Genomic DNA, 20,754 nt, shown 5'->3' with positions numbered 1-20,754 from the left:
CCCCTCCCCAACCCCTCCCCCTGCCGGGAGAGGGGCTTTGGCTTGGCTTGCGACCCCGCCCCGAACACGCCTAGGTACGGCACTCGACCAAGGGGACCCCAGGATGCCGCCACTCATCAACCCGGACGAACTCGCCGCCATCGCAGGCGAGGCGGATGTGCGCATCCTCGACGTCACCTATTTCCTCGACGATCCCGGCGACGCGAAGGCGAGGCGCGGGTTCGAGGACGGGCATATTCCCGGCGCGCGCTTCCTGGCGCTGGGAGGGCTGGCCGATCCCGACAGCGACCTGCCGATGACCCTGCCCATGGCCGAGCATTTCGCGCATGCGATGAGCGAGGCGGGCGTCGGCCATGCCGACCGGATCGTCCTCTACGACCGCTCCCCGCTGCACAGCGCGGCGCGGGCCTGGTGGATGCTGACGCTGTTCGGCGCGAAGTCGGTCGCCCTGCTCGATGGCGGGCTGGAGGCTTGGACCGCCGCGGGGCATCCGGTCATGACGGGCCCGGCGGGCGCGGTCGATACGCCCGGCCTGTTCGTCGCCCATGCCGATCTGGCCCGGCTGCGCACGCTCCGCGAAGTCCATGCCCATGTCGAGGCGGGGGATGCGCAACTGGTCGATGCCCGCTCGCCCGGCCGCTTCGCCGGTGCCGAACCCGAACCCCGCCCCGGCGTCGAGCCGGGCCATATCCCCGGTGCGCTCAACCTGCCCTATTCCCGGCTGTTCGAGGCGGATGGCCGGTGGAAATCGCCGGAGGCCATCGCGGCCGAATTCAGCGCCGCCGGGATCGACCCGACCAGGCCGATGGTCGCCACCTGCGGCTCCGGCATCACCGCCTGCGTGCTGGCCTTCGGGGCCGAGCGGATCGGCGGGATGATGCCGGTCTATGACGGCAGCTGGACCGAATGGGGCTCCGACCCCAGCACCCCCAAAGCGAAAGACGCGTGACGCCGATGACCGACGACGACCTGCCCATCAAGCCCGCCACCCGTCTCGTCCAGGCGGGCCGCCGCGCGGAATGGACGAAGGGCGTGGTCAACGTCCCCGTCTGGCGCGGCTCCACGGTCCTCTACGACAATGTCGCGCATATGCGCGCCACCGGTGCGGGCAACCTGCACGAAAAGCTGTTCTATGGCCGCAAGGGCCTGCCCACCCAATGGTCGCTGGCCGATGCGCTGACCAGCCTGGAGCCGGGGGCGGAGGCGACCTTCCTCTATCCTTCGGGCGTGGCGGCGATCGCGGCGGCCTTGCTGTCGGTGCTGTCGCCGGGCGACGAATTGCTGCTGGTCGACAGCGCCTATGACCCGACGCGCGGGCTCGCCACCGGGCTGCTGGCGCGGATGGGGATCACGACGCGCTTCTACGACCCGCTGGTGGGGGCGGGCATCGCCGAGCTGATCGGTCCGGCGACCCGCGCGATCTTCCTCGAAAGCCCCGGCTCGCTCAGCTTCGAGGTGCAGGACATTCCCGCCATCGTCGCCGTCGCCAAGGAACGCGGGATCACCACGATCCTCGACAATACCTGGGCGACGCCGCTGTTCTTCCCGGCGATCGAAAAGGGCATCGACCTGACGGTGCTGGCCTGCACCAAATATGTCGTCGGCCATTCGGACGCGATGCTGGGCTCGGTGACGGCCGCGCCGTCGCACTGGGCGGCGCTTCGCGACACCAGCTTCCAGCTGGGGCAGGTCGCCAGTCCCGACGACGCCTATCTGGGCAGCCGGGGACTGCGCACCATGGGCGTGCGGCTGGCCCAGCATCAGCAAAGCGCGCTGACCATCGCGAAATGGCTCGCCGAACAGCCGGGGGTCGCCCAGGTGCTCCACCCCGCGCTCCCCTCCTGCCCCGGCCATGCGATATTCGCGCGCGATTTCCTGGGGTCGAGCGGGCTGTTCGCCTTCGCCCTCGACGGCGGCAACGATGCGGCGCGCACCGCGATGCTCGACGGGCTGGCGCATTTCGGGCTGGGGTTCAGCTGGGGCGGCTATGAAAGCCTGGCCATCCCCGCCGACCCGCACCGCTATCGCAGCGTTACCAAACGCGATTTCGCCGGGCCGTTGATCCGGCTCCAGATCGGGCTGGAGGACACGGACGACCTGATCGCCGATCTCGACCGGGGGCTTGCCCGCTTCCGGGCAGCGCGCGGGTGACGCTGGTCGAATGGCTTCAGGCGAGCGGCATCGAACTGCCGACCCGCGTCGAGGCCATCGAGGCTGGGGTCGCCTCGGTCCTGACGCTCGCCATGCTGGCGGGCGGCGTGGTCGCGGGGCGCAAGCTCGGCCCGCATGTCGCGGCGCTGGTCCAGCGTTTCGCCGCGACCCATGGCGAGGCGCTGCAGGCGCGCATCTGTGCGATCACCCGCCATCTGGCCGCCGCCCTCCTGCTGATGACGCTGGGCGCGATCTGGCCGTGGGAGTCGCTGGCGGGCGTGCCCATCGGGCTGGCGCTGGGCAGTTCGGTGGCGCGGGCGGGGTTCCAGCTGCTGCGCGGGCTGAACCTGCCGCGCTGGCTGGCCTGGGTCTTTGCCACCGTCTGTTTCGTCGCGCTGTTCAGCCGCGAGATCGGCGGGCTGGAGCCGGTCACCCGGCTGGCCGAGCAGATCGGCTTTACCGTGGGATCGCGGCGATTCTCGGTGATGCTGCTGGTGACGATGCTGGTCACGGTCGTCGCCATCCTGGCGCTGACCCGCGCGGTGACGCGGATCACCGAGCAGTGGATCGGCCATGCGCGCGGGCTGGACCCGACCCAGAAGCTGCTGGCCCAGAAGCTCGCCAGCATCGGCATCGTCGTCATCGCCTTCTTCTTCGCCATCGACCTGCTGGAGATCGACCTGACCAGCCTGGCGCTGTTCTCGGGCGGCTTCGGCCTGGCGATCGGCTTCGGGTTGCAGAAGACGATCGGCAATCTGATCGCGGGCATCATCCTGTTGATGGACCGGTCGATCAAACCGGGCGACGTCATCGCGCTCCAGAACGAGATCGGCTGGGTCAACAAGATCGGGGTACGCGCGGTGTCGATCATCACCCGCGACGGTAAGGAGCATCTGATCCCCAACGAGAATCTGATGACCCAGGAGGTGGAGAACTGGTCCTATTCCGACCGCAACGTCCGCGTCCGCATTCCTGTCTCCATCGCCTATGACAACGACCTGAAACTCGCGCAGGAGCTGATGCTGCGCGCCGCGTGCGAATCGCCGCGCGTGCTGAAAAGCCCCAAGCCGACCGTCTGGCTGATGAGCTTTGGCGACCATGCGCTCCAGCACGAGATACTGGCCTGGATCAGCGATCCCGAAAGCGGGGTCGGCAATGTCCGCTCCGACGTGCTCAACCGGCTGTGGTTCCTGTTCAAGGAGCATGGCATCGGCCTGCCCTATCCCCAGCGCGACATTCACATCCGTTCGCTGCCGGGCGGGGCGCGTCACGAAAATCTGGGGGCATGACCTGTGCTGTTTGCGCAACATCGCGTCACATGAAAGCCAACTTGCGTTAGATTATACTTGTGCGGCGCACCACGTCCTGCCAATTCTTGCTACCTCGCTACGGCAGACGGTCCGCCGGGTTTGACCCGACACGATAGAGGCCGCACCCATGCGGGGTTGCAGGTGAGAACATCGAATTTCCGTTTGAAAGGGAAACGATGCGCTTCTCCACGATCCTCCTCGGCGGCCTCTCGCTGGTCGCCGCGACGCCCGCCTTCGCGCAGGACAGCGGCACCGAAACCGCACCGCCCTCGCCGATCACGGTCAGCGGCAGCGCGGCGATCCTGACCGACTACCGCCTGCGCGGCATCTCGCAGACCAACAAGAACGCCGCGGTCCAGGCCGCGCTGACGGTCAGTCACGAAAGCGGATTCTATATCGGCACCTTCGCCTCCAACCTGGCGGGCTGGGGCACGTTCGGCGGCGCCAATATGGAGCTGGACGGCATTGCCGGGTACAAGCACAGCTATGGCACCGCGACCGTCGATGCAGGCGTGACCTGGTACACCTATCCGGGCGGCGCGTCCGAATCGGACGTGGTCGAATTCTTCGGCCGCCTGTCGGGGACCGCCGGTCCCGCCACGCTGACCGCCGGCGTCTATTATGCGCCCAAGCAGACCTCGCTCGGCAACTTCTCCAACACCTCGTACAGCCGGGGCCAACGTTGGGACAATCTGTACCTGACCGGCGACGGCGCGGTCGGCATTCCCAACACCCCGATCACCGCGAAGGCGCATATCGGCTATTCCAAGGGCAATCCGGGCCTGGGCCCGAACGGCACCAGCCTGTCGCCGACGGGGCAATATTGGGACTGGTCGCTGGGCGCCGATGTCGCGGCGTACAAGAACTTCACCTTCAACGTGTCCTATATCGACACCGACATCACCCGCGCCAAGTCGGCCTATCTCCAGCCCAATTTCTCCAAGGGGCAGGTTCCGGGCGGCGACACCATCGCGGGGGCGACGGTGGTGTTCTCGGTGACGGCCGCCTTCTGATCGGCGGATAATCGGGGGGTGAAGGGCGGCGCCGGCGACGGGGCCGCCCTTTCCGCATGGCGGGGATGCCGATGGCCCCTCGCTTCCCCGCCGGGCACCGCCTAAGCTGGCCCCGGTCGCGGCCGCCCGGTCGACGGATCGCGTCCATGGAGAGCCTGCCCATGCCCCGCGCCGCCCGCTCGATCTGCCTTGCCACCGCCCTGCTGGGGCTTCCCGCCGCCGCCGCGCTCCCGTCCCAGCCGGCGCCTCCCGCCAGTCCCGGCGGCCCTCGCCAGATGCTGATCCAGTGGATGCCGGGCGAGGTCCGCTGCCGCGGCACCATGGTATCGGGACAGGCGATCCGGAGACCCTGGAACATGCTGGGCTGGACCGTCGAGGCGGCACCGCGCAGCACGACGTTGCGCTTCGCCATCGACGAGCGCGGCAGGCCCGTCTCGATCAGCCGCGACGGTCCCGACTATCTGCCGTTCGGCGACGACATCCTGCCCGCCATGGCCGCCAGCCGCTTTCCGGCGGGCAAGCCGCACGAAGGGTGCGGCGTGACCTTCACCATGCAGGCCGTGCCGCTGGACCAGGCGGCGGCACCCGAGTTGATGTCCTATACGATCAATCCCCTCTCCGGCCGCCTGCCCGAAGAAGGGTGGAAGTCGATCCGGGCGAGCGGCGGCCCCTGTCTCGACACACCGCTCCCCCGCGCCCTGATCCGCCACATCCCCGACTTCGTCAAAATCCCCGCGACGCCGGGAGTGCGCGACTGGAGCATGATCCGCTATGACCTGAATGCGGCGGGCAAGCCGGTCCATGCCGCCATCCTGACCGGCACCGGCAACGCCGCGCTGAACGCGGCCGGGCTGACCGCCATGCGGGCGTCGCGCTTTACCAGGGGCGCGAGGACAGGGTGTCTGGCCCCCTATTGGCGCGAAGCCGGGACATTGCCCGCCCCCGACATGCCCGAGGCGATCCGCGCGACCAGAGTGGCCGATGGCAATTGCCCCGATGAGCATGGCTGGGCCACGCCGCCGCAGCTGCGCTTTCCCGAACCCTATCGACGGCGCCGGATCGAAGGCTGGGCGGTCATCCGCTACGATGTCGCGCCCTGGGGCGAACTCGGCAATTTGACCGTGATCGCCAGCGAGCCGACCGCCGATTTCGGGCGACAGGCGATCACCGTCCTGCGCAGCGCGCGCCTGCCCGCGCAGAGGCAGGGCTATGTCGGCTGTGTCGACCGGGTACGATTCGACATGGGGCCACAGACCGATCCCGGCCTGTCGGGGTCAGAGGGCGCACCGCCGGCCTGACGCGCTTTCCCCATGAAAAAGGGCCGGGAAACGCGCAAGCGTCCCGGCCCCGATCCCTTTGGGAAAACCCCTTATTTGGTCGCGGCGCGCGCGTCCTGGCCGTCACCCTCGGGCGCCGCCACGATGTCGCGCGTGGTCGCACCCTTGTCGACGACGTTCGTGCCGGGATCGCCGACCGAGGAGCGGATGCCCGCATCGGCGCTGTCGCCGCCCGCATTCTGTACCAGGCCATATTCGGACTGGCTGCGTGCCGCCTGGCCGCCGAACAGCGCGTCGAGCGTCTGCTGCTGGTTGCTACGCGCCTGGACGGGCGCGGCGCCCGGCTGGGGCGGGACCAGCGCGAAATCGGGCGGGATGATCAGCGAGGGCTGACGCGCGACGGCGAACTCGTCGGGACGCGCCCGGTCCAGGCCGCGCCCGGCCCCACATCCCGTCAGCAACGCGGCGCAGGACAGACCTGCGATGACGGGCACCAACTTACGCATTGCTCTTCTCCACGGGAGCAGGCCGATCGCGCACGAGAAGCGCGCGCGCCAGCAGAACCAGAACGCCTATCGTAATCGCTGCATCGGCGACATTGAAGACCAAAAAGGGCCGCCACTCGCCGAAGTGCAGATCGGCGAAATCGACGACATAGCCGAACCGCACCCGGTCCAGGATATTGCCCAGCGCCCCGCCCAGCACGCAGCCGAGCGCGACCTGATCGACCGGGTTGCGCTCGCGCGTCATCCAATAGCCGACCGCCAGCGCGATCGCCCCGGTCATCGCGACCAGCGCCCAGCGCGAGGCGTTGCTGTCGGCGGTCAGCAGCCCCAGCGAAATGCCGAAATTGGGGACGAAGCGCAGGTTGAAGATCGGCGCGATCTCGCGCACGTCGCCGAGCGACCGCAGGCCCATCGGCCCGGTGATCGCCCATTTGATGACCTGATCGAGCAGGAACAGCGCGACCGCCGTCACCAGCCCCAGCCGGGGGAACTTAGCCATGCGCGACCACCTCGGCACAGCGCCCGCACAGCTCGCCGTCCACCGCCACATCGGGCAGATGCCGCCAGCAGCGACCGCATTTGTGCTTCGTGGTGCGCGTCACCGTCACCGTATCGGCCAGCGCCACATCGGCGACGATGAATGCCTCGGCCAGCGCATGCGGCTCGAGCGGCAGCGACGGCACCGTCACCTCGGCCTCGTTGGACGAGCGCACGGTCTTTTCGCGGCGCAGCGGCTCGATCGCCTCGGTCACCTGCGCGCGCAGCCCGCGAATCTCGGCCCAGCGCGCCATCAGCGCCTCGTCCTCACCCAGCTGCGGCAGCTCGGGCCATTCGAGCAGATGGACCGAGCCATCCTCCGACGGATAGCGCGCCTGCCACACTTCCTCGGCGGTGAAGCACAGGATCGGCGCGGCATAGCGGACCAGCGCATGGAACAGGATGTCGAGCACGGTGCGATAGCTGCGCCGCTTCGGATCGGTCGCGGCGTCGCAATAGAGCGAGTCCTTGCGGATATCGAAGAAGAAGGCCGACAGGTCCTCATTCGCGAAATCGGTTAGCGCGCGTAAGTAGCGGTTGAACTCATAGGCGTCCGCCGCCCGGCGCAGCTCGGTATCGAGCGCGGTCAGGCGGGCCAGGACGTAACGCTCCAGCTCGGGCATCGCGTCGAACGAGATGCGCTCCTCTTCCGTGAATCCGTCGAGCGCGCCCAGCAGATAGCGGAAGGTGTTGCGCAGCTTGCGATAGCTGTCCGAGGCGGTGGCGAGCACCTCCTTGCCGATGCGCACATCCTCGAAATAATCGGTAGAGGCGGTCCAGATGCGCAGGATGTCGGCGCCCGACTCGCCGATGATCTTCAGCGGATCGACGACATTGCCCAGCGACTTGGACATCTTACGGCCCTGCCCGTCGAGCGCGAAGCCATGGGTCAGCACCGCATCATAGGGCGCGCGACCGCGCGTGCCGCACGACTCCAGCAGCGACGACTGGAACCAGCCGCGATGCTGGTCCGACCCTTCGAGATACAGGTTCGCGCGCGTACCCTCGCCATAGCGCGCCTCGATCACGAAGGCATGGGTCGAGCCCGAGTCAAACCACACGTCGAGAATGTCGTTGACCGGCTCGAAATCGGCGAGGTCGTAATCGGCGCCCAGCAGCGCCTGATGGTCGGCGGTGAACCACGCATCCGCCCCGCCTTCGCGGAAGGCGTCGAGGATGCGGGCATTGACCGCCTTGTCGGCCAGATATTCGCCGGTCTGGCGGTTCACATAGAGCGCGATCGGCACGCCCCAGGCGCGCTGGCGGCTGATGACCCAGTCCGGACGCCCCTCGACCATCGAGCGGATGCGGTTGCGGCTGCGCTCGGGCACCCAGCGGGTCCGCTCGATCGCGTCGAGCGCGGTCTGGCGCAGCGTCGCGCCATTGCCCAGCGGCACGGTGAGGAGCGGCGTCACGCCCGAGATCGGATCGATATTCGCCATGGCGAGCGTCGGATCGACCGATGCCTCGGCGCGGTCCATCGGGATGAACCATTGCGGCGTGGCGCGGAAGATGACCTTGGCCTTCGAGCGCCAGCTATGCGGATAGCTGTGCTGGAAATCGTCCGACGCCGACAGCAGCGCGCCGACTTCGCGCAGGTCCGAACAAATCGGCCCTTCGGCGGAGACGAACTTCTTGTTGATGACGCTGCCCTGGCCGCCCAGCCAGGCCCAGTCGGCGCGGTAGGTGCCGTCGCCCTGCACCGCGAAGACCGGATCGATCCCATGCGCCTTGCACAGCAGGAAGTCGTCCTCGCCGTGATCGGGGGCCATGTGGACCAAGCCCGTACCCGCGTCAGTGGTGACGAACTCGCCCGCCAGGAACGGACGCGGCCTGGCGAAGAAGCCGCCCAGCGCGTGCATCGGGTGCTTGGCGGTCGCGCCTTCCAGCACCGGACCCTTCACCAGACCGATAAAGCCCTTCATCGTGATGCCGGTCCGCTTGGTGAAGGCGGGCAACAGCGGCTCGGCAACCAGATAGCGGCGACCATCGCATTCGAAATGCAGATAGTCGATCGCCTCGCCATAGCTCAGCGCCTGGTTGACCGGGATCGTCCAGGGGGTCGTCGTCCAGATGACCGCCAGCGCGCCGACCAGATCGGGATATTCGGGGCAGGATGCGACCTCGAACCCGACATCGATCTGGGTCGAGACGATGTCCTCATATTCGACCTCGGCCTCGGCCAGCGCGGTCTTTTCGACCGGCGACCACATGACGGGCTTGGCGCCGCGATAGAGCTGGCCCGATTCGGCGAACTTCAACAGCTCGCCCGCGATCACCGCCTCGGCGTCATAGGTCATGGTCAGATAGGGGTTGGCCCAGTCGCCCATGATGCCCAGCCGCTCGAACTGCGCCTTTTGCGTGCCGACCCAGGTGTCGGCATAGGCGCGGCACTCGGCGCGGAACTGCGCGACGGGCACCTCGTCCTTGTTCAGCTTCTTGGCGCGATACGCCTCCTCGACCTTCCACTCGATCGGCAGGCCGTGACAGTCCCAGCCGGGGACGTAAGGCGCGTCCTTGCCCAACAGGGTCTGCGACCGGACGATGATGTCCTTCAGCACCTTGTTGAGCGCATGGCCCATATGGATGTCGCCATTCGCATAAGGCGGGCCGTCATGCAGGATGAACCGCTCGCGCCCGGCCCGCTCGCGGCGGAGGCGGTCGTACAGCCCCATCTTGGCCCAGCGATCCAGAATCGCCGGTTCCTTGGCGGCAAGCCCCGCCTTCATGGGGAAATCGGTCTTCGGCAGGAAGACGGTGTCGCGATAATCGGGCGCGTCGGTCATAGGGGACACGCCCTTAACGACTTTAGGTTAACACGTCATGCCGGATTATGCACGGGCGAGAATGTCGCGCGCGCGGGCGCAATCGCCGTCCATCTGCGCGATCAGCGCGTCGAGCGTGTCGAACTTCGCCTCGGGCCGCAGATACTCGATCAGCGCGACCGATAGCGTCCGCCCGTACAGATCGCCCGCAAAGTCGAAGAAGTGCGGCTCCAGCAATTCCTTGGGCGGGTCGAAGCTGGGCCGGATGCCCAGATTGGCCGCGCCGTCCAGCACCCGCCCGTCGTCCAGCGTTCCGCGCACCGCATAGATGCCGTAAGCCGGGCGCAGATAATGCCCCATGTCGAGATTGGCGGTGGGATAGCCGATGGTGCGGCCCAGCTTGTCGCCATGCTGGACCCTGCCTTCTATCGCGAACGGCCGGGTCAGCAGCCGGGCCGCCTCGCGCGGGTTTCCGGCGATCAGCGCGGCGCGGATCCGGCTCGACGAGACCGGCTCGCCGTCCAGCGTCACCGGCGCGACCGTCTCGGCCGAGAAGCCCTGCCGCCGCCCCCATTCGCGCAGGGTCGCGACCGTGCCGCTGCGCCCCCGACCGAAGGTGAAGTCCTCGCCGGTCACGACGCCGCCGACCCGCAGCGCGCCCAGCAGCCGCTGCTCGACGAATTCCTGCGCGCTAAGGGCCGCCAGCGCGGTGTCGAAGCCGAACACGACCATCGCATCCACCCCGGCCTCGGCAAACAACCGCTCGCGCTGGTCGAGCGTGGTCAGGCGGAACGGCGCGGCGTCGGGCTTGAACAGGCGAATCGGATGCGGATCGAAGGTCGCGACCAGCGCCGGACGCCCCTCGGCGCGCGCGCGCGAAACGGCGGCCCCAACCACCGCCTGGTGGCCGAGATGGAATCCGTCGAAATTGCCCAGCGCGACGATCCCCCCGGCCAGATCGGCCGGAACGGGGCTCACGCCATCAAGACGCTGCATGGGCGCGCGCTATAACAGGCCCGCGCGAATTGGCTAGGCGCGCGACACGACGCGATTGCCCTGCCCCGCACTGGCCACGGCGCGAAAGGCCTCGGCCCGGTCGAGCACCTCCGGCAGCTCCGCTCCCTGCCCCATGGCGACGCCCGCCGACAGGGTGACGACCCCGATCGGCTCGCCCGATCCGCGCAGCCGCAGCGTGCGCGCCAGCATCGCCCCGCGCGCCTCCTCCATCATCATCGCCAGATGCGACAGCGGGCGGCCGCGCAACAGCAGGACGAACAGATTGTCCTGCCAGCGGATGATGTCGGCACCGACACAGCTCTGGCGCAGCGTCGCGACGAAGGCGCGCACGACATTGTCCGCCACCGGCCGGCCATATCGCGCCTCAATCGCGTCGAGATCGTCCAGCCCGCAGCTCGCCAGGACATAGCCATGCGCAAGGTCGGGCAGCTCCGCGATCATCTGGCGCGCGCCGGTCGGGGTCATCACGCCGGTCAGCGGGTCGACATCCTCGTTGCGCGGCACCGTGTCGATCCGGTCGCGCAGCGCCGCGATATGCCCCGACAGCTCGGCCAGCTCGCGCTCGGTCTTCGCGATACGCGCGATCAACTGTTCGAGCAGGCCGGCCACGTCCCCCGCACCCCTCGCCTCCGGCGCATCCCGGTCCACCCCGGACAGCGCGGCCATGTCGCTGGTGAAGTCCCGGGTGATCTGCCGCGCGTCGGTGGTCAGCGACTCGAGCCGTTCGGCCTGGACGCCCAGATCGCGCTGCCAGGCCTCATGGCTGTGCCCCGCCTCCTCGTGCACGCGCAACAGCGGGCGGAGCGAATCGACATCGTCGGGCGTGAGGCGGACGCCGCCATCGGTCCGCCGCGCGACCTCGCGGCCCAGCACGCTGCCGGGATGGCGCAGGGCGTGAAGCGCCACGGCATGGCTGTCGGGCGTATGCGCCAGCCGGTGCGCCTCCAGGAACAGCATGGCCTCCCGCTCGGCATCCCATCGTTCCTCCGCCTGCCGCTGCGCTTCCCAGATCATGCGATCTTGCCCGTCCGATAGGATCATCGCGCCTCATGATCGACGCGCCCGCCCGTCATAGAAGGCTTTGCGGCGCTTGCCGATGCCCATCGCGCAACGGACAGCGGAAATCCCGGTCAGCCAATCATCGTCTCACCAGTGAGACAAAGGCATAAGCGGGACGCCCCTCTTCGGCCGGATGCGTCTCGCGCCGGGTCTCATGCCATCCGGTAAAGGCCGGGACTACAGCATCGCCCTCGGGCTCCGCGTCGATCTCGGTCAGTTCGATCCGGTCGGCGCGGGGCAGGAAGAGCGCGAAGATCTCCGCGCCGCCGATCACCGCGACATCGCCCGATCCCGCCAGCGCCAAGGCGGACTCGACGTCATGCGCGACCTCGGCCCCCTCGGCGCTCCAGTGCGGATCGCGGGTCAGGACGATATGCCGCCGTCCGGGCAAGGGTGCCGGAAAGCTCTCGAAGGTCTTGCGGCCCATGATCATCGGCTTGCCGATGGTCTGCGCCTTGAAATGCTTCAGGTCGGCGGGGAGGTGCCAGGGGAGCTGGCCGTCGCGCCCGATCACGCCGTTGCGCGCCCGCGCCAGCACGAAGACGATCATATCGCCACCGCCGCCTTGATATGCGGTTGTGCGACATAATCGTGCAGGACGAAATCCTCGGGCTCATAGCCGTCGATCGCATCGGGTTTGCGCACGATCTCCAGCCGGGGCAGCGCGCCGGGCTCGCGGCCCAGCTGGGTGCGCGCCTGGTCCAGATGGTTCAGGTACAGATGGCAGTCGCCGCCGGTCCAGATGAACTCGCCCACCTCCAGATCGCATTGCTGCGCCAGCATATGGGTCAGCAGCGCATAGGAGGCGATGTTGAACGGCACGCCCAGGAAGATGTCCGCCGAGCGCTGATAGAGTTGCAGCGACAGCCGCCCGTTCGCGACATGCGTCTGGAACAGGCAATGGCAGGGCGCCAGCGCCATGGCGTGCAGGTCGCCGGGGTTCCAGGCGGACACGATCTGGCGGCGCGAGGCGGGCTGGGTGCGGATCTGCTCCACCAGCTCGGCGATCTGGTCGATATGGCGGCCGTCCGCCGTCGCCCAGTCGCGCCACTGCTTGCCATAGACGGGGCCGAGATCGCCCTGCGCATCGGCCCATTCGTCCCAGATGCTGACCTTTCGCTCCTGCAGCCAGCGGACATTGGTGTCGCCGCGCAGGAACCACAAAAGCTCGACGATGATCGAGCGCAGGTGGAGCTTCTTGGTGGTCAGGGCGGGAAAGCCCTGGGCCAGATCGAATCGCATCTGATGGCCGAACACCGACAGGGTGCCGGTGCCGGTCCGGTCCATCTGTTGCACGCCGTGGGTCAGAACCCGGTCCATGAGGTCGAGATATTGCCGCATGGCCCGGGCCTAGCGCCGCGCACGCCCCGCGCCAAGCGCGACCGGATCGGTGCGGGCTGAAGATGCTTTCGACGCCGGGGTGAAGCAGGTCCGGGAATGCCCGCCCTTCTTCGCCCGCCCTTGCGAATCCGCACGCGCCAGGATGCGTGTCGGCTGTTCGCGGGGCTGGACCGGACCGGCGGCGAGGCCCTGGGGATCGCCTTTCTGGGTTCGGAACGGACCTTGTTGGGATTGCGCCATGTCGCGGGTCATGCCGATTCGGTCGGCGTCCCCCTGGCGCGGGTGGCGCGCGACGCGATCCTGCTGGCGGCGAAGGCGGTGGTGATGGCGCACAACCATCCGGACGGCGATCCCCGCCCCAGCGCCGCCGACCTGACGCTGACCCGGCGGCTGGCGCAGGGGCTGGCGGCGCTGGACGTGATGCTGCTCGACCATCTGATCCTGTCGCGGGGCGCGGTGGTCAGCCTGCGCGATCAGGGGATGTTATGAGGGGCCGATCGGCGCCGCGCTCCGTTCAGAAGGAGAACCGCACGCGCCCGACCAGCCGGTCGCCCGAATGCCGCGCATCGGCCAGCGGGAAGGCCGATGCCGCCCGTTCCGACACGTCGGTGCCGACATAATCCAGCCCCAGCGTCACCGGCCCCGCGACATGCTCCACGCCGATCCGCCAGTCGCTATAGTCGCCGCCGGGCCGCAGCCGGGCGGCGCGCGCGGCATTGTCGGTCTGGCCGGTCGAATGGCCGACCCCGGCCAGCACGGTCCAGGGGGTGCCCGGCACGCCCGCCTGCGCACCCGCATGGAGATAGAGATTGTCGCCGCCGATCGCGTCCTGCGACGGGGCGTAATCCGCGCCGGCGTCCAGCTGGACCGGCCCCAGCGTATAGGAGGCGACGCCGCCCAGTTCGACATAATCGGCGTCGAAGCCTGCGCCGCCGAACAGATGCCCCGTCACCCGGCCGCGCACCGTCACCGGCCCGGCCAGCGTGCTGGCGCCGAGCGTCAGGTCGCCGACCAGGCCCGCGCCGCCATGACGGTCCGATTCGCGCAACGCCACGATCCGGCCGCTCGCCTCCAGCGCGCCACGGGTCGCGAAGATGTCGGCGGAGGGCGACACCCGCCCCCCGCTCCAGCTCAGGCCACGGCGATTCTCGTCGCTGTCCAGCTCGACCCCGATGGCGGGGCGATCCTGCGCGGTGGCGGGATGCGCCGCGACGATCGGGGCGAGCATCGACGCCGCCGCCCACAGGGCCTTGTGCGTCATGGTCATCCGGCGCGCGTCTCCGCATGGAGACGATCCATCTCGGCGCGCAGCGTGGGATGATCCTCCTGCGCGACGGCCTGGACATGATCGCGCACCGCGTCCTGGCGCTGCGCCACCTCGCGCGCGATCGCCGCGCGCTGGGTGCTGCACCAGCCCGGACGGCTGCCCTCGATCACACCGTCACGCGCCGCGCTGCGGCTCAGGGTCGTGCCGGTGGTCGCCCGCGCCTCGCGATGGACGGTCACATTGGCGCTCCACAGGCAACGCAGCGTCGAGGGGCGGCCGCCGGTGGCGACCGCGCCGATCTGTTTATGGGTCACGCCGACATCGGCGCTGTAACGGACCGCGACCGGCCCGGAATGATGGTCCAGCTGCATCCGGTGCTCGATCGCTCCATCGGATGCGGCGGCGGTGCCGAGCACCAGCCCGGCGATCAACAACATGGTCATGGTCTTCTCCTTGGCGTGCCCCGGCCCATGCTGGCCGGTGGCGTATCGGCCCCGTGCGGGACCGATGACCGATCAATACATGACAAATATGTCATGTTCCAAGTCTGTCGGCGCAATGACGACGTAAGGGTCCCGGCTCAGTTGCCTGGCATCCGACAGGGCCGGATCGTGTCGGGTTCGGGGCGCGGCCCGGTCGCGCGGAAGGTCGCCAGATAACCGCCCGCCGAGGGCATGTTCTCGATCGAGACCTGGGTGAAGCCGACCGCCTCGAACTCGCATTTCAACAGCGCGGGCGGGGTGCCGTGCGCACGGGTGCGGCGATTGGCGTCGACCACCACGACCAGCCCGTCGGGCTTCAGCGCGGGGAACAGCCGCCAGAGGAACTCATAGGGCTGGTCGATCTCGTGATACATATGGACCATCAGCACCCGGTCGAAGCTGTTCGGCGGCAGCTTGGGATCGGCGGGCTCGCCCAGCCGGACGCTGACATTGTCCAGCCGCTCGCGCGCGACGCGGTCGGCCAGCCGGTCGCGCCAGGCCGCGACGATGTCCTCGGCCAACACCCGCCCCTGCTTGCCGACGCGCTGCGCCAGGCGGACGGTATAATAGCCCTCGCCCGCGCCGATATCGGCGACGGTCATGCCGGGGCGGATCTTGGCGCGGTCCATCACCTGGTCCGCCTCGCGCAGCCGGTCCCGCGCGTCCTCGCTCGACCAGCGCGCCGATACCACGTCGGCGACCGGGCGGTCCGCCGCCGGAAAGGGTCCGGGCTTGTCCTCGTCGCGCTGGATCAGCGGCTTGGAGCCGTCGCACGCCGCCACCGCGCCCCCCAGCGCGATGACGAGTGCCGCCGCCAGGATCGATCCCGCCCCCTGGATACGCATCTTAGTCGACATCCTCCACCGCGACCGCCTCGCCGGTCACGCGCTGCGACAGCGCCGCCGCCATGAACGAGTCGAGATCGCCGTCCAGCACGTCGCCGGGCGCGGTCGAGGTGACGCCGGTCCGCAGATCCTTCACCAGCTGATAGGGCTGGAGGACATAGGAGCGGATCTGGTGGCCCCAGCCGATATCGGTCTTGGTCGCGTTCTGCGCATTGGCCGCCGCCTCGCGCTCGGCCAGTTCGCGCTCGTACAGGCGGGCGCGGAGCTGGTTATAGGCCTCGGCCTTGTTCTTGTGCTGCGACCGCTGGTTCTGGCACTGCACGACGATGCCGGTCGGCAAGTGGGTGATGCGGACCGCCGAGTCGGTGGTGTTGATGTGCTGACCACCCGCGCCCGACGCGCGGTAGGTGTCGATGCGCAGTTCGCTCTCGTTGATCTCGACCTCGATATTGTCGTCGATCACCGGATAGACCCACACGCTCGAAAAGCTGGTGTGGCGTCGCGCGGCGGAGTCGTACGGGCTGATCCGCACCAGCCGGTGCACGCCCGACTCGGTCTTGGCATAGCCATAGGCATTCTCGCCCTTGACCAGCAGCGTCGCCGACTTGATCCCGGCCTGCTCGCCCGCATGGAAGTCGATCAGCTCGACCTTCATGCCGTGCCGCTCGGCCCAACGCGTATACATGCGCTGGAGCATCCCGGCCCAGTCCTGGCTTTCGGTGCCGCCCGCGCCCGCGTTGATTTCCAGGTACGTGTCGTTGGCGTCGGCTTCGCCGGCCAGCAGCGCCTTGACCTTGTCGGCCTCGGCCCGCTTGGCGAGTTCGCCCAGGCTGGTGACGGCTTCCTTCTCCAGCTCCTCGTCGCCCTCCATCTCGGCCAGCTCGATCAGCTCGACCGTGCCCGACAGCTCGTTCTCGATGGCGCGGGTGGCGGTGATCGCCTCGTCCAGACGGCGACGCTCGCGCATCACGGCCTGCGCCTGCTTGGGGTCGTTCCACAGCGCCTGATCCTCGACGCGCGCGTTCAGCTCGTCCAGGCGGCGCAGCGCGCGGTCCCAGTCGAGGAAGCGGCGCAGCAGCTCCAGGGCATCCTTGATCGTGTCGACATGAGCCTGCGCTTCTGCGCGCATGAAAATTCTCCGAATCGGTCGTGCGGCCGTCCGAACGGGGACGGCAAAACGAATATGGGAAGCGGGCTAGTAGATTCCGCCTTCTCTTTGCAAGAAATCGCTGTCGCGAGGCGCCGCCGGGGTGGCGGGGCCGGTCGGCGTCGCGGGGGCCTCGGTCGCGGGGCCCGCCCGGCGGGCACGGCGGCGCGGTTCGCTCTCGGGCTTGAACGCCTCCCAGATCACGGCAGGCTTGGGATCGTCGCCGGTCGGGAAGGTGCCATAGACCGGCCGTCCGCTCGCCCGGTCGATCCGCACCATGCGGATGCCCGGCGGCGCGCGGAAGGGCAGCTTGTCGAGCCCCTCATAGGCCTTTTCGGCGAATTCGCGGAAGATCGGCACCGCGACCGTCCCGCCCTGCGCATAGCCGCCCAGCGAACGCGGATGGTCATAGCCGATATAGAGGCCGCCGACGAATTGCGGCGTGCCGCCGACGAACCACACATCGGTCGGGCCGTTATTGGTGCCGGTCTTGCCGAACATCGGACGGTCGAGGTCGCGCAAGCCGGTCGCGGTGCCGCGCTGGATCACGCCCTCGGTGATATGGACCATCTGATAGGCGGTCATTGCGTCCAGCACCTGCCGCTGATGCGAAACCGGGCGCGGCATCGGCTTGCCGTCATAATCGGCCATGTTGCAACGGTCGCAGGCGCGCCAATTCTCCGGCCAGATCACCTTGCCGTGCCGGTCTTGGACGAAGTCGATCAGCGAGGGATCGCCGCCGCGCCCGCTATTGGCCAGGATCGCATAGGCGTTGACCATCTGCCCCACCGTCGTCTCGCCCGCGCCCAGCGCATAGGCGAGATAGGGCGGGAAGTCGCCGATCCCCATCTGCTTGATGGTGGCGACGACGTTCTTCATGCCCACGGTCGCGGCGGTGCGCACCGTCATCAGGTTGCGCGACTGCTCGATGCCCCAGCGCATGGTGTGCGGCCCGGCGCCCGCCGAATTGCCGAAGTTGCGGAAGCATTTCGTGCCCAGATTGGCACCCTGGTCGACGCAGAACGGCCCGTCGACGATGATCGAGGCGGGCGTCATGCCGTGGTCGAGCGCGGCGGAATAGACGATCGGCTTGATCGTCGATCCCGGCTGGCGCTGGGCCTGGGTGGCGCGGTTGAACGCCTGGAGCCGGGCGTCGAATCCACCCTGCATCGCCAGCACGCGGCCGCTGGCGGGTTCCTCGACCACGAAGCCGCCCGAGATGCGCGGGATCGAGCGCAGGCCGAACACGCCGCCTTCGGGCGCGACCGCGACGATGTCGCCGACCTTCAGCGCGCTGAACGCGGTCGCCGCCGTCCCCCGGCGCGGCATCTGCGCCAGGCTGCGCGGCAGCGTGCCGGTGCGGCCGTTGGCGAAGCCGATCGTCGCCTCGCTGCCGCCCTTGCCGGTCACGATCCCGGCGCGCCAGTCGCGATAGTCGAGCGCGATATTGGTGTTGAGCAGCACCTGTTGCCAGTTGCTGTCGTCGATCGTCTCGTGCCGGATCGGCCCGGACCAGCCGCGCCCGCCCTCGAACCGGACCAGCCCGTCGCGCAGCGCCTGGGTCGCCAGATCCTGGAGCCGGGTGTCGAGCGAGGTACGCACCCACAGCCCGCCATCATAGACGCTGTGCGGCCCGCTCTTGGCGTTCTCGCCGAACTGCTTGATCAGCTGGCGGCGGACCTCCTCGACGAAATAGCCGCCGACCTGCGCATATTTGGGGGTGCGGCGCAGCACCGTGCCCAGCGGCTCGGCCATGGCGGCGTCATATTGCGCGCGGGTGATGAAGTTGTTGCGCAGCATCTCGCCGAGCACATAGCCGCGCCGCTCCAGCGCGCGGTCGGGATGGCGGATGGGATCGTAATTGGACGGCCCCTTGGGCAGCACCGCCAGATAAGCCATCTGGCCGAGCGTCAGCTCGTTCAGTTCCTTGTCGAAATAGGCATGCGACGCCGCCTCGACGCCAAAGGCGTTCCGCCCCAGCGCGATCTGGTTGAGATACAGCTCCAGGATCTGCGGCTTGGTCAGCGCATTCTCGATCTTGTACGCCAGGATCGCCTCGCGCACCTTGCGCGTCGGGGAATAGGCGTTGCCGATCAGCAGGTTCTTGGCGACCTGCTGGGTGATGGTCGAACCGCCGCGCGCACGCCGCCCGGTGCCCCATTTCTGCGCATAGTCGAGCACCGCGCCCGCCAGACCCGGATAGTCGACGCCGCCATGTTCGAAAAAGGTCTTGTCCTCCGCCGCCAGGAACGCGCGCACGAGCAGCGGCGGATATTCGTTATAGGACAGCTCGACCCGGCGTTCGCGCGCATAGGACTGGATCGGGGTGCCGTCGATGCCGCGGACATGGGTGGGCAGCGGCGGCTCATAGGCCTTGAGCGCATCGACCGAGGGCAGGTCGCGCATGAACAGGAACCAGAACAGGCCCGCGCCGATCACGGCCAGCAGGGCGAGCGCGGCCGACAGCCTCACCCACCAGCGGCGCCATGGCGGGCGACGCGGCGTTTCGGGGGCTTCGGACGGATGGGAGAAGGTGACGGCCATGATTTTGCGACGGTCCGTGTAGCAGGTTCGCTCCGGCTTGCCACCTGCCAGCCGTCACGCCCGCGTCAGGCGGCGGGCGGCTCGTCGCGATCCGGGCCGAGGGCGGGGTCGGCACCGGCCGAGGGGGCAAGGCGCGCGCCGACATGCGCCTGCCCCCGCGCCGCCGCCAGCCGCTCCTGCCGGTGCCGCTCGGCATAGGCGGCCAGCCGCTCGGGGTCGCGGGTGCCGTGACAGGCGGGGCAGCTGACCCCCTCGACATAGAGCGGCGATGCGCGATCCTCGGGGCTGACCGGCATCCGGCAGCCATGGCATAGCGCATGCGAGCCCTGCGCCAGCCCATGCCCCACCGCCACGCGCGCATCGAAGACGAAGCATTCGCCCTGCCAGCGGCTCTCCTCCTCGGGCATCGTCTCCAGATATTTCAGGATGCCGCCGTCCAGGTGAAAGACATCCTCCACCCCCTCGGCCTTGAGGAAGGCGGTCGCCTTTTCGCAGCGTATCCCGCCGGTGCAGAACATCGCGACCCGGCTCTTGCCCGCCATCAGTTCGTCACGGTGATCGCGGAACCAGGCGGGAAAGTCGCGGAAGCTCTTCGTCCTCGGGTCGACCGCGCCGTCGAAGCTGCCGATCGCGACCTCGTAATCGTTGCGCGTGTCGATCAGCACGGTCTGCGGATCGGCGATCAGCGCGTTCCATTCCGCCCCCGCGACATAGGTCCCCACCTCGCGGGTCGGGTCGATGCCGTCCACGCCCATCGACACGATCTCGCGCTTCAGCCGCACCTTCATCCGGTGGAACGGCATGGTCTCGGCGGTCGAGTCCTTATAGTCCAGGTCGGCGCAGCCGGGCAGCGTGCGGATATGGTCCAGCACCGCCGCGATCCCGTCATGGCTGCCCGCAATGGTGCCGTTGATCCCCTCGGCCGCCAGCAGCAGCGTGCCGCGAATCCCATTGGCCTCCGCAACGGCGAGCAGCGGTTCGCGCAGCGCGGCGGGGTCGGGGAAAGGGGCGAAACGGTAAAGGGCACAGACGCGGATCATCGCCCGCCCCTTACGCCGATCCGGCGATGGGGGCCAGACATGGCGCCCCGCGCCGCCGCGGCATCACGCCCGCACGGGCAGCGACGCCTCCGCCAGCCACGCCACGGCCTCGTCATGGCTGAGGAAGGTCCGGCAATTGGGGCCGACCAGATAGCGCTCGGTCTGCAACTTGGCGAGGCTGGACCCCGCGACCGCCGCGATCGGGGCGGAGGTCAGCTTCAGCGCCTTGGGCATCATCGCCGCGAGCGCGTCGATCACCGGCAGCGGCTGGATGGGCGCCTTGCGCAGATCGGCCAGCGTGCAGAACGTCCCGTGCCGGATCCGGATCGCGGTCCCGCGCGCCAGCAGATCGGCCGAGAACATCGTCGTCACCGCCAGCGACCAGAAGCCGTTGGTCGTGATGTGCAGAATCCGGGCGCGCTCGTCGAACGCGATGTCGTAATAGTCCTTCAT

The 20,754-nt window shown here is 68.7% G+C and carries 20 protein-coding genes; 6 read left to right on the top strand and 14 right to left on the bottom strand.

The features are described 5' to 3' along the window. The first annotated feature begins 103 nt into the window (after positions 1-103). The 5 genes from QE363_RS04390 to QE363_RS04370 all read left to right on the top strand — a co-directional run bounded on the left by QE363_RS04390 (position 104) and on the right by QE363_RS04370 (position 5,772). A complete protein-coding gene (locus QE363_RS04390) occupies positions 104-949 on the top strand; it encodes a sulfurtransferase (RefSeq protein ID WP_309692321.1) in 846 nt (281 codons plus the stop codon). 5 nt (positions 950-954) lie between these two features. After that, positions 955-2,151 (top strand): cystathionine beta-lyase, encoded by a 1,197-nt coding sequence (gene metC / locus QE363_RS04385; protein WP_309698091.1) that lies wholly within the window; start codon positions 955-957, stop codon positions 2,149-2,151. Then, positions 2,148-3,440, top strand: a complete 1,293-nt coding sequence (locus QE363_RS04380; RefSeq protein WP_309692318.1) for a mechanosensitive ion channel domain-containing protein — start codon at positions 2,148-2,150, stop codon at positions 3,438-3,440. The genes metC and QE363_RS04380 overlap by 4 nt, the downstream gene beginning before the upstream one ends. A 197-nt stretch (positions 3,441-3,637) precedes the next feature. Then, positions 3,638-4,474, top strand: coding sequence for a TorF family putative porin (locus tag QE363_RS04375; protein WP_309692316.1), 837 nt, complete (start codon positions 3,638-3,640; stop codon positions 4,472-4,474). Positions 4,475-4,620: 146 nt separating this feature from the next. Next, positions 4,621-5,772, top strand: coding sequence for a TonB family protein (locus tag QE363_RS04370; protein ID WP_309692313.1), 1,152 nt, complete (start codon positions 4,621-4,623; stop codon positions 5,770-5,772). A 71-nt stretch (positions 5,773-5,843) separates the two neighbouring features. On the opposite strand, the gene QE363_RS04365 is transcribed toward QE363_RS04370, so the two are convergent. From QE363_RS04365 to QE363_RS04335, 7 genes are all read right to left on the bottom strand, one after another. After that, complete coding sequence (locus QE363_RS04365; RefSeq protein ID WP_307102594.1) at positions 5,844-6,257, bottom strand: DUF3035 domain-containing protein; 414 nt, start codon at positions 6,255-6,257, stop codon at positions 5,844-5,846. Then, positions 6,250-6,756, bottom strand: a complete 507-nt coding sequence (lspA, locus tag QE363_RS04360) for a signal peptidase II (RefSeq protein WP_309692308.1) — start codon at positions 6,754-6,756, stop codon at positions 6,250-6,252. The genes QE363_RS04365 and lspA overlap by 8 nt, the downstream gene beginning before the upstream one ends. Further along, positions 6,749-9,580 (bottom strand): isoleucine--tRNA ligase, encoded by a 2,832-nt coding sequence (gene ileS / locus QE363_RS04355; RefSeq protein ID WP_309692305.1) that lies wholly within the window; start codon positions 9,578-9,580, stop codon positions 6,749-6,751. The genes lspA and ileS overlap by 8 nt, the downstream gene beginning before the upstream one ends. A 45-nt stretch (positions 9,581-9,625) precedes the next feature. After that, positions 9,626-10,555 (bottom strand): bifunctional riboflavin kinase/FAD synthetase, encoded by a 930-nt coding sequence (locus QE363_RS04350; RefSeq protein WP_309692303.1) that lies wholly within the window; start codon positions 10,553-10,555, stop codon positions 9,626-9,628. A 33-nt stretch (positions 10,556-10,588) separates the two neighbouring features. Then, entirely contained in the window at positions 10,589-11,590 is a 1,002-nt protein-coding gene (locus QE363_RS04345; protein ID WP_309692299.1) for a diguanylate cyclase domain-containing protein, read from the bottom strand. 124 nt (positions 11,591-11,714) lie between these two features. Beyond that, on the bottom strand, positions 11,715-12,185 hold the full coding sequence (locus QE363_RS04340) for a dihydrofolate reductase (protein WP_309692298.1): 471 nt from the start codon (positions 12,183-12,185) through the stop codon (positions 11,715-11,717). Further along, on the bottom strand, positions 12,182-12,976 hold the full coding sequence (locus QE363_RS04335) for a thymidylate synthase (protein WP_307102582.1): 795 nt from the start codon (positions 12,974-12,976) through the stop codon (positions 12,182-12,184). Before QE363_RS04335 ends, QE363_RS04340 begins: the two co-directional genes overlap by 4 nt. Before the next feature lie 96 nt (positions 12,977-13,072). Here QE363_RS04335 and QE363_RS04330 point away from each other — a divergent pair, with 96 nt between their 5' ends. Further along, positions 13,073-13,465: a JAB domain-containing protein gene (locus QE363_RS04330; protein ID WP_309692294.1), complete on the top strand. Its 393-nt coding sequence runs from the start codon at positions 13,073-13,075 to the stop codon at positions 13,463-13,465. A gap of 25 nt (positions 13,466-13,490) precedes the next feature. Here QE363_RS04330 and QE363_RS04325 read toward each other — a convergent pair whose 3' ends face one another. The 7 genes from QE363_RS04325 to QE363_RS04295 all read right to left on the bottom strand — a co-directional run bounded on the left by QE363_RS04325 (position 13,491) and on the right by QE363_RS04295 (position 20,754). Then, positions 13,491-14,237, bottom strand: a complete 747-nt coding sequence (locus tag QE363_RS04325) for a TorF family putative porin (RefSeq protein WP_309692292.1) — start codon at positions 14,235-14,237, stop codon at positions 13,491-13,493. A gap of 2 nt (positions 14,238-14,239) precedes the next feature. Next, entirely contained in the window at positions 14,240-14,686 is a 447-nt protein-coding gene (locus tag QE363_RS04320) for a hypothetical protein (RefSeq protein WP_307102577.1), read from the bottom strand. A 137-nt stretch (positions 14,687-14,823) separates the two neighbouring features. Next, positions 14,824-15,570 (bottom strand): class I SAM-dependent methyltransferase, encoded by a 747-nt coding sequence (locus QE363_RS04315; protein ID WP_309692289.1) that lies wholly within the window; start codon positions 15,568-15,570, stop codon positions 14,824-14,826. A 1-nt stretch (position 15,571) separates the two neighbouring features. Continuing rightward, complete coding sequence (gene prfB, locus QE363_RS04310) at positions 15,572-16,699, bottom strand: peptide chain release factor 2 (RefSeq protein ID WP_307102574.1); 1,128 nt, start codon at positions 16,697-16,699, stop codon at positions 15,572-15,574. 66 nt (positions 16,700-16,765) lie between these two features. Next, the gene (locus QE363_RS04305) at positions 16,766-19,261 is read right to left on the bottom strand and encodes a transglycosylase domain-containing protein (RefSeq protein WP_309692285.1); all 2,496 of its coding nucleotides are present in this window, start codon (positions 19,259-19,261) and stop codon (positions 16,766-16,768) included. Positions 19,262-19,326: 65 nt separating this feature from the next. Beyond that, positions 19,327-20,301, bottom strand: coding sequence for a rhodanese-related sulfurtransferase (locus QE363_RS04300; RefSeq protein WP_309692283.1), 975 nt, complete (start codon positions 20,299-20,301; stop codon positions 19,327-19,329). Between the two features lie 63 nt (positions 20,302-20,364). Next, positions 20,365-20,754, bottom strand: coding sequence for a hypothetical protein (locus tag QE363_RS04295; RefSeq protein WP_307102568.1), 390 nt, complete (start codon positions 20,752-20,754; stop codon positions 20,365-20,367).

The sequence above is a fragment of the Sphingomonas sp. SORGH_AS_0870 genome (genome assembly GCF_031453175.1).
In the GTDB taxonomy this organism is placed as follows: Bacteria; Pseudomonadota; Alphaproteobacteria; order Sphingomonadales; family Sphingomonadaceae; genus Sphingomonas.
The sequence above is the reverse complement of the archived record's forward strand: the minus strand, read 5'-3'. Positions and strand labels throughout refer to the sequence as shown.

Excerpts from the sequence above, each read along its gene's own strand:
- QE363_RS04300 (WP_309692283.1), bottom strand. The coding sequence starts at position 20,301 with ATGATCCGCGTCTGTGCCCTTTACCGTTTCGCCCCTTTCCCCGACCCC.
- lspA (WP_309692308.1), bottom strand. The coding sequence starts at position 6,756 with ATGGCTAAGTTCCCCCGGCTGGGGCTGGTGACGGCGGTCGCGCTGTTC.
- QE363_RS04365 (WP_307102594.1), bottom strand. The coding sequence starts at position 6,257 with ATGCGTAAGTTGGTGCCCGTCATCGCAGGTCTGTCCTGCGCCGCGTTG.
- prfB (WP_307102574.1), bottom strand. The coding sequence starts at position 16,699 with ATGCGCGCAGAAGCGCAGGCTCATGTCGACACGATCAAGGATGCCCTG.
- QE363_RS04345 (WP_309692299.1), bottom strand. The coding sequence starts at position 11,590 with ATGATCTGGGAAGCGCAGCGGCAGGCGGAGGAACGATGGGATGCCGAG.
- QE363_RS04390 (WP_309692321.1), top strand. The coding sequence starts at position 104 with ATGCCGCCACTCATCAACCCGGACGAACTCGCCGCCATCGCAGGCGAG.
- QE363_RS04340 (WP_309692298.1), bottom strand. The coding sequence starts at position 12,185 with ATGATCGTCTTCGTGCTGGCGCGGGCGCGCAACGGCGTGATCGGGCGC.
- QE363_RS04325 (WP_309692292.1), bottom strand. The coding sequence starts at position 14,237 with ATGACGCACAAGGCCCTGTGGGCGGCGGCGTCGATGCTCGCCCCGATC.
- QE363_RS04305 (WP_309692285.1), bottom strand. The coding sequence starts at position 19,261 with ATGGCCGTCACCTTCTCCCATCCGTCCGAAGCCCCCGAAACGCCGCGT.
- QE363_RS04370 (WP_309692313.1), top strand. The coding sequence starts at position 4,621 with ATGGAGAGCCTGCCCATGCCCCGCGCCGCCCGCTCGATCTGCCTTGCC.
- metC (WP_309698091.1), top strand. The coding sequence starts at position 955 with ATGACCGACGACGACCTGCCCATCAAGCCCGCCACCCGTCTCGTCCAG.
- QE363_RS04330 (WP_309692294.1), top strand. The coding sequence starts at position 13,073 with ATGCCCGCCCTTCTTCGCCCGCCCTTGCGAATCCGCACGCGCCAGGAT.
- QE363_RS04335 (WP_307102582.1), bottom strand. The coding sequence starts at position 12,976 with ATGCGGCAATATCTCGACCTCATGGACCGGGTTCTGACCCACGGCGTG.
- ileS (WP_309692305.1), bottom strand. The coding sequence starts at position 9,580 with ATGACCGACGCGCCCGATTATCGCGACACCGTCTTCCTGCCGAAGACC.
- QE363_RS04315 (WP_309692289.1), bottom strand. The coding sequence starts at position 15,570 with ATGCGTATCCAGGGGGCGGGATCGATCCTGGCGGCGGCACTCGTCATC.
- QE363_RS04295 (WP_307102568.1), bottom strand. The coding sequence starts at position 20,754 with ATGAAGGACTATTACGACATCGCGTTCGACGAGCGCGCCCGGATTCTG.
- QE363_RS04375 (WP_309692316.1), top strand. The coding sequence starts at position 3,638 with ATGCGCTTCTCCACGATCCTCCTCGGCGGCCTCTCGCTGGTCGCCGCG.
- QE363_RS04350 (WP_309692303.1), bottom strand. The coding sequence starts at position 10,555 with ATGCAGCGTCTTGATGGCGTGAGCCCCGTTCCGGCCGATCTGGCCGGG.
- QE363_RS04320 (WP_307102577.1), bottom strand. The coding sequence starts at position 14,686 with ATGACCATGTTGTTGATCGCCGGGCTGGTGCTCGGCACCGCCGCCGCA.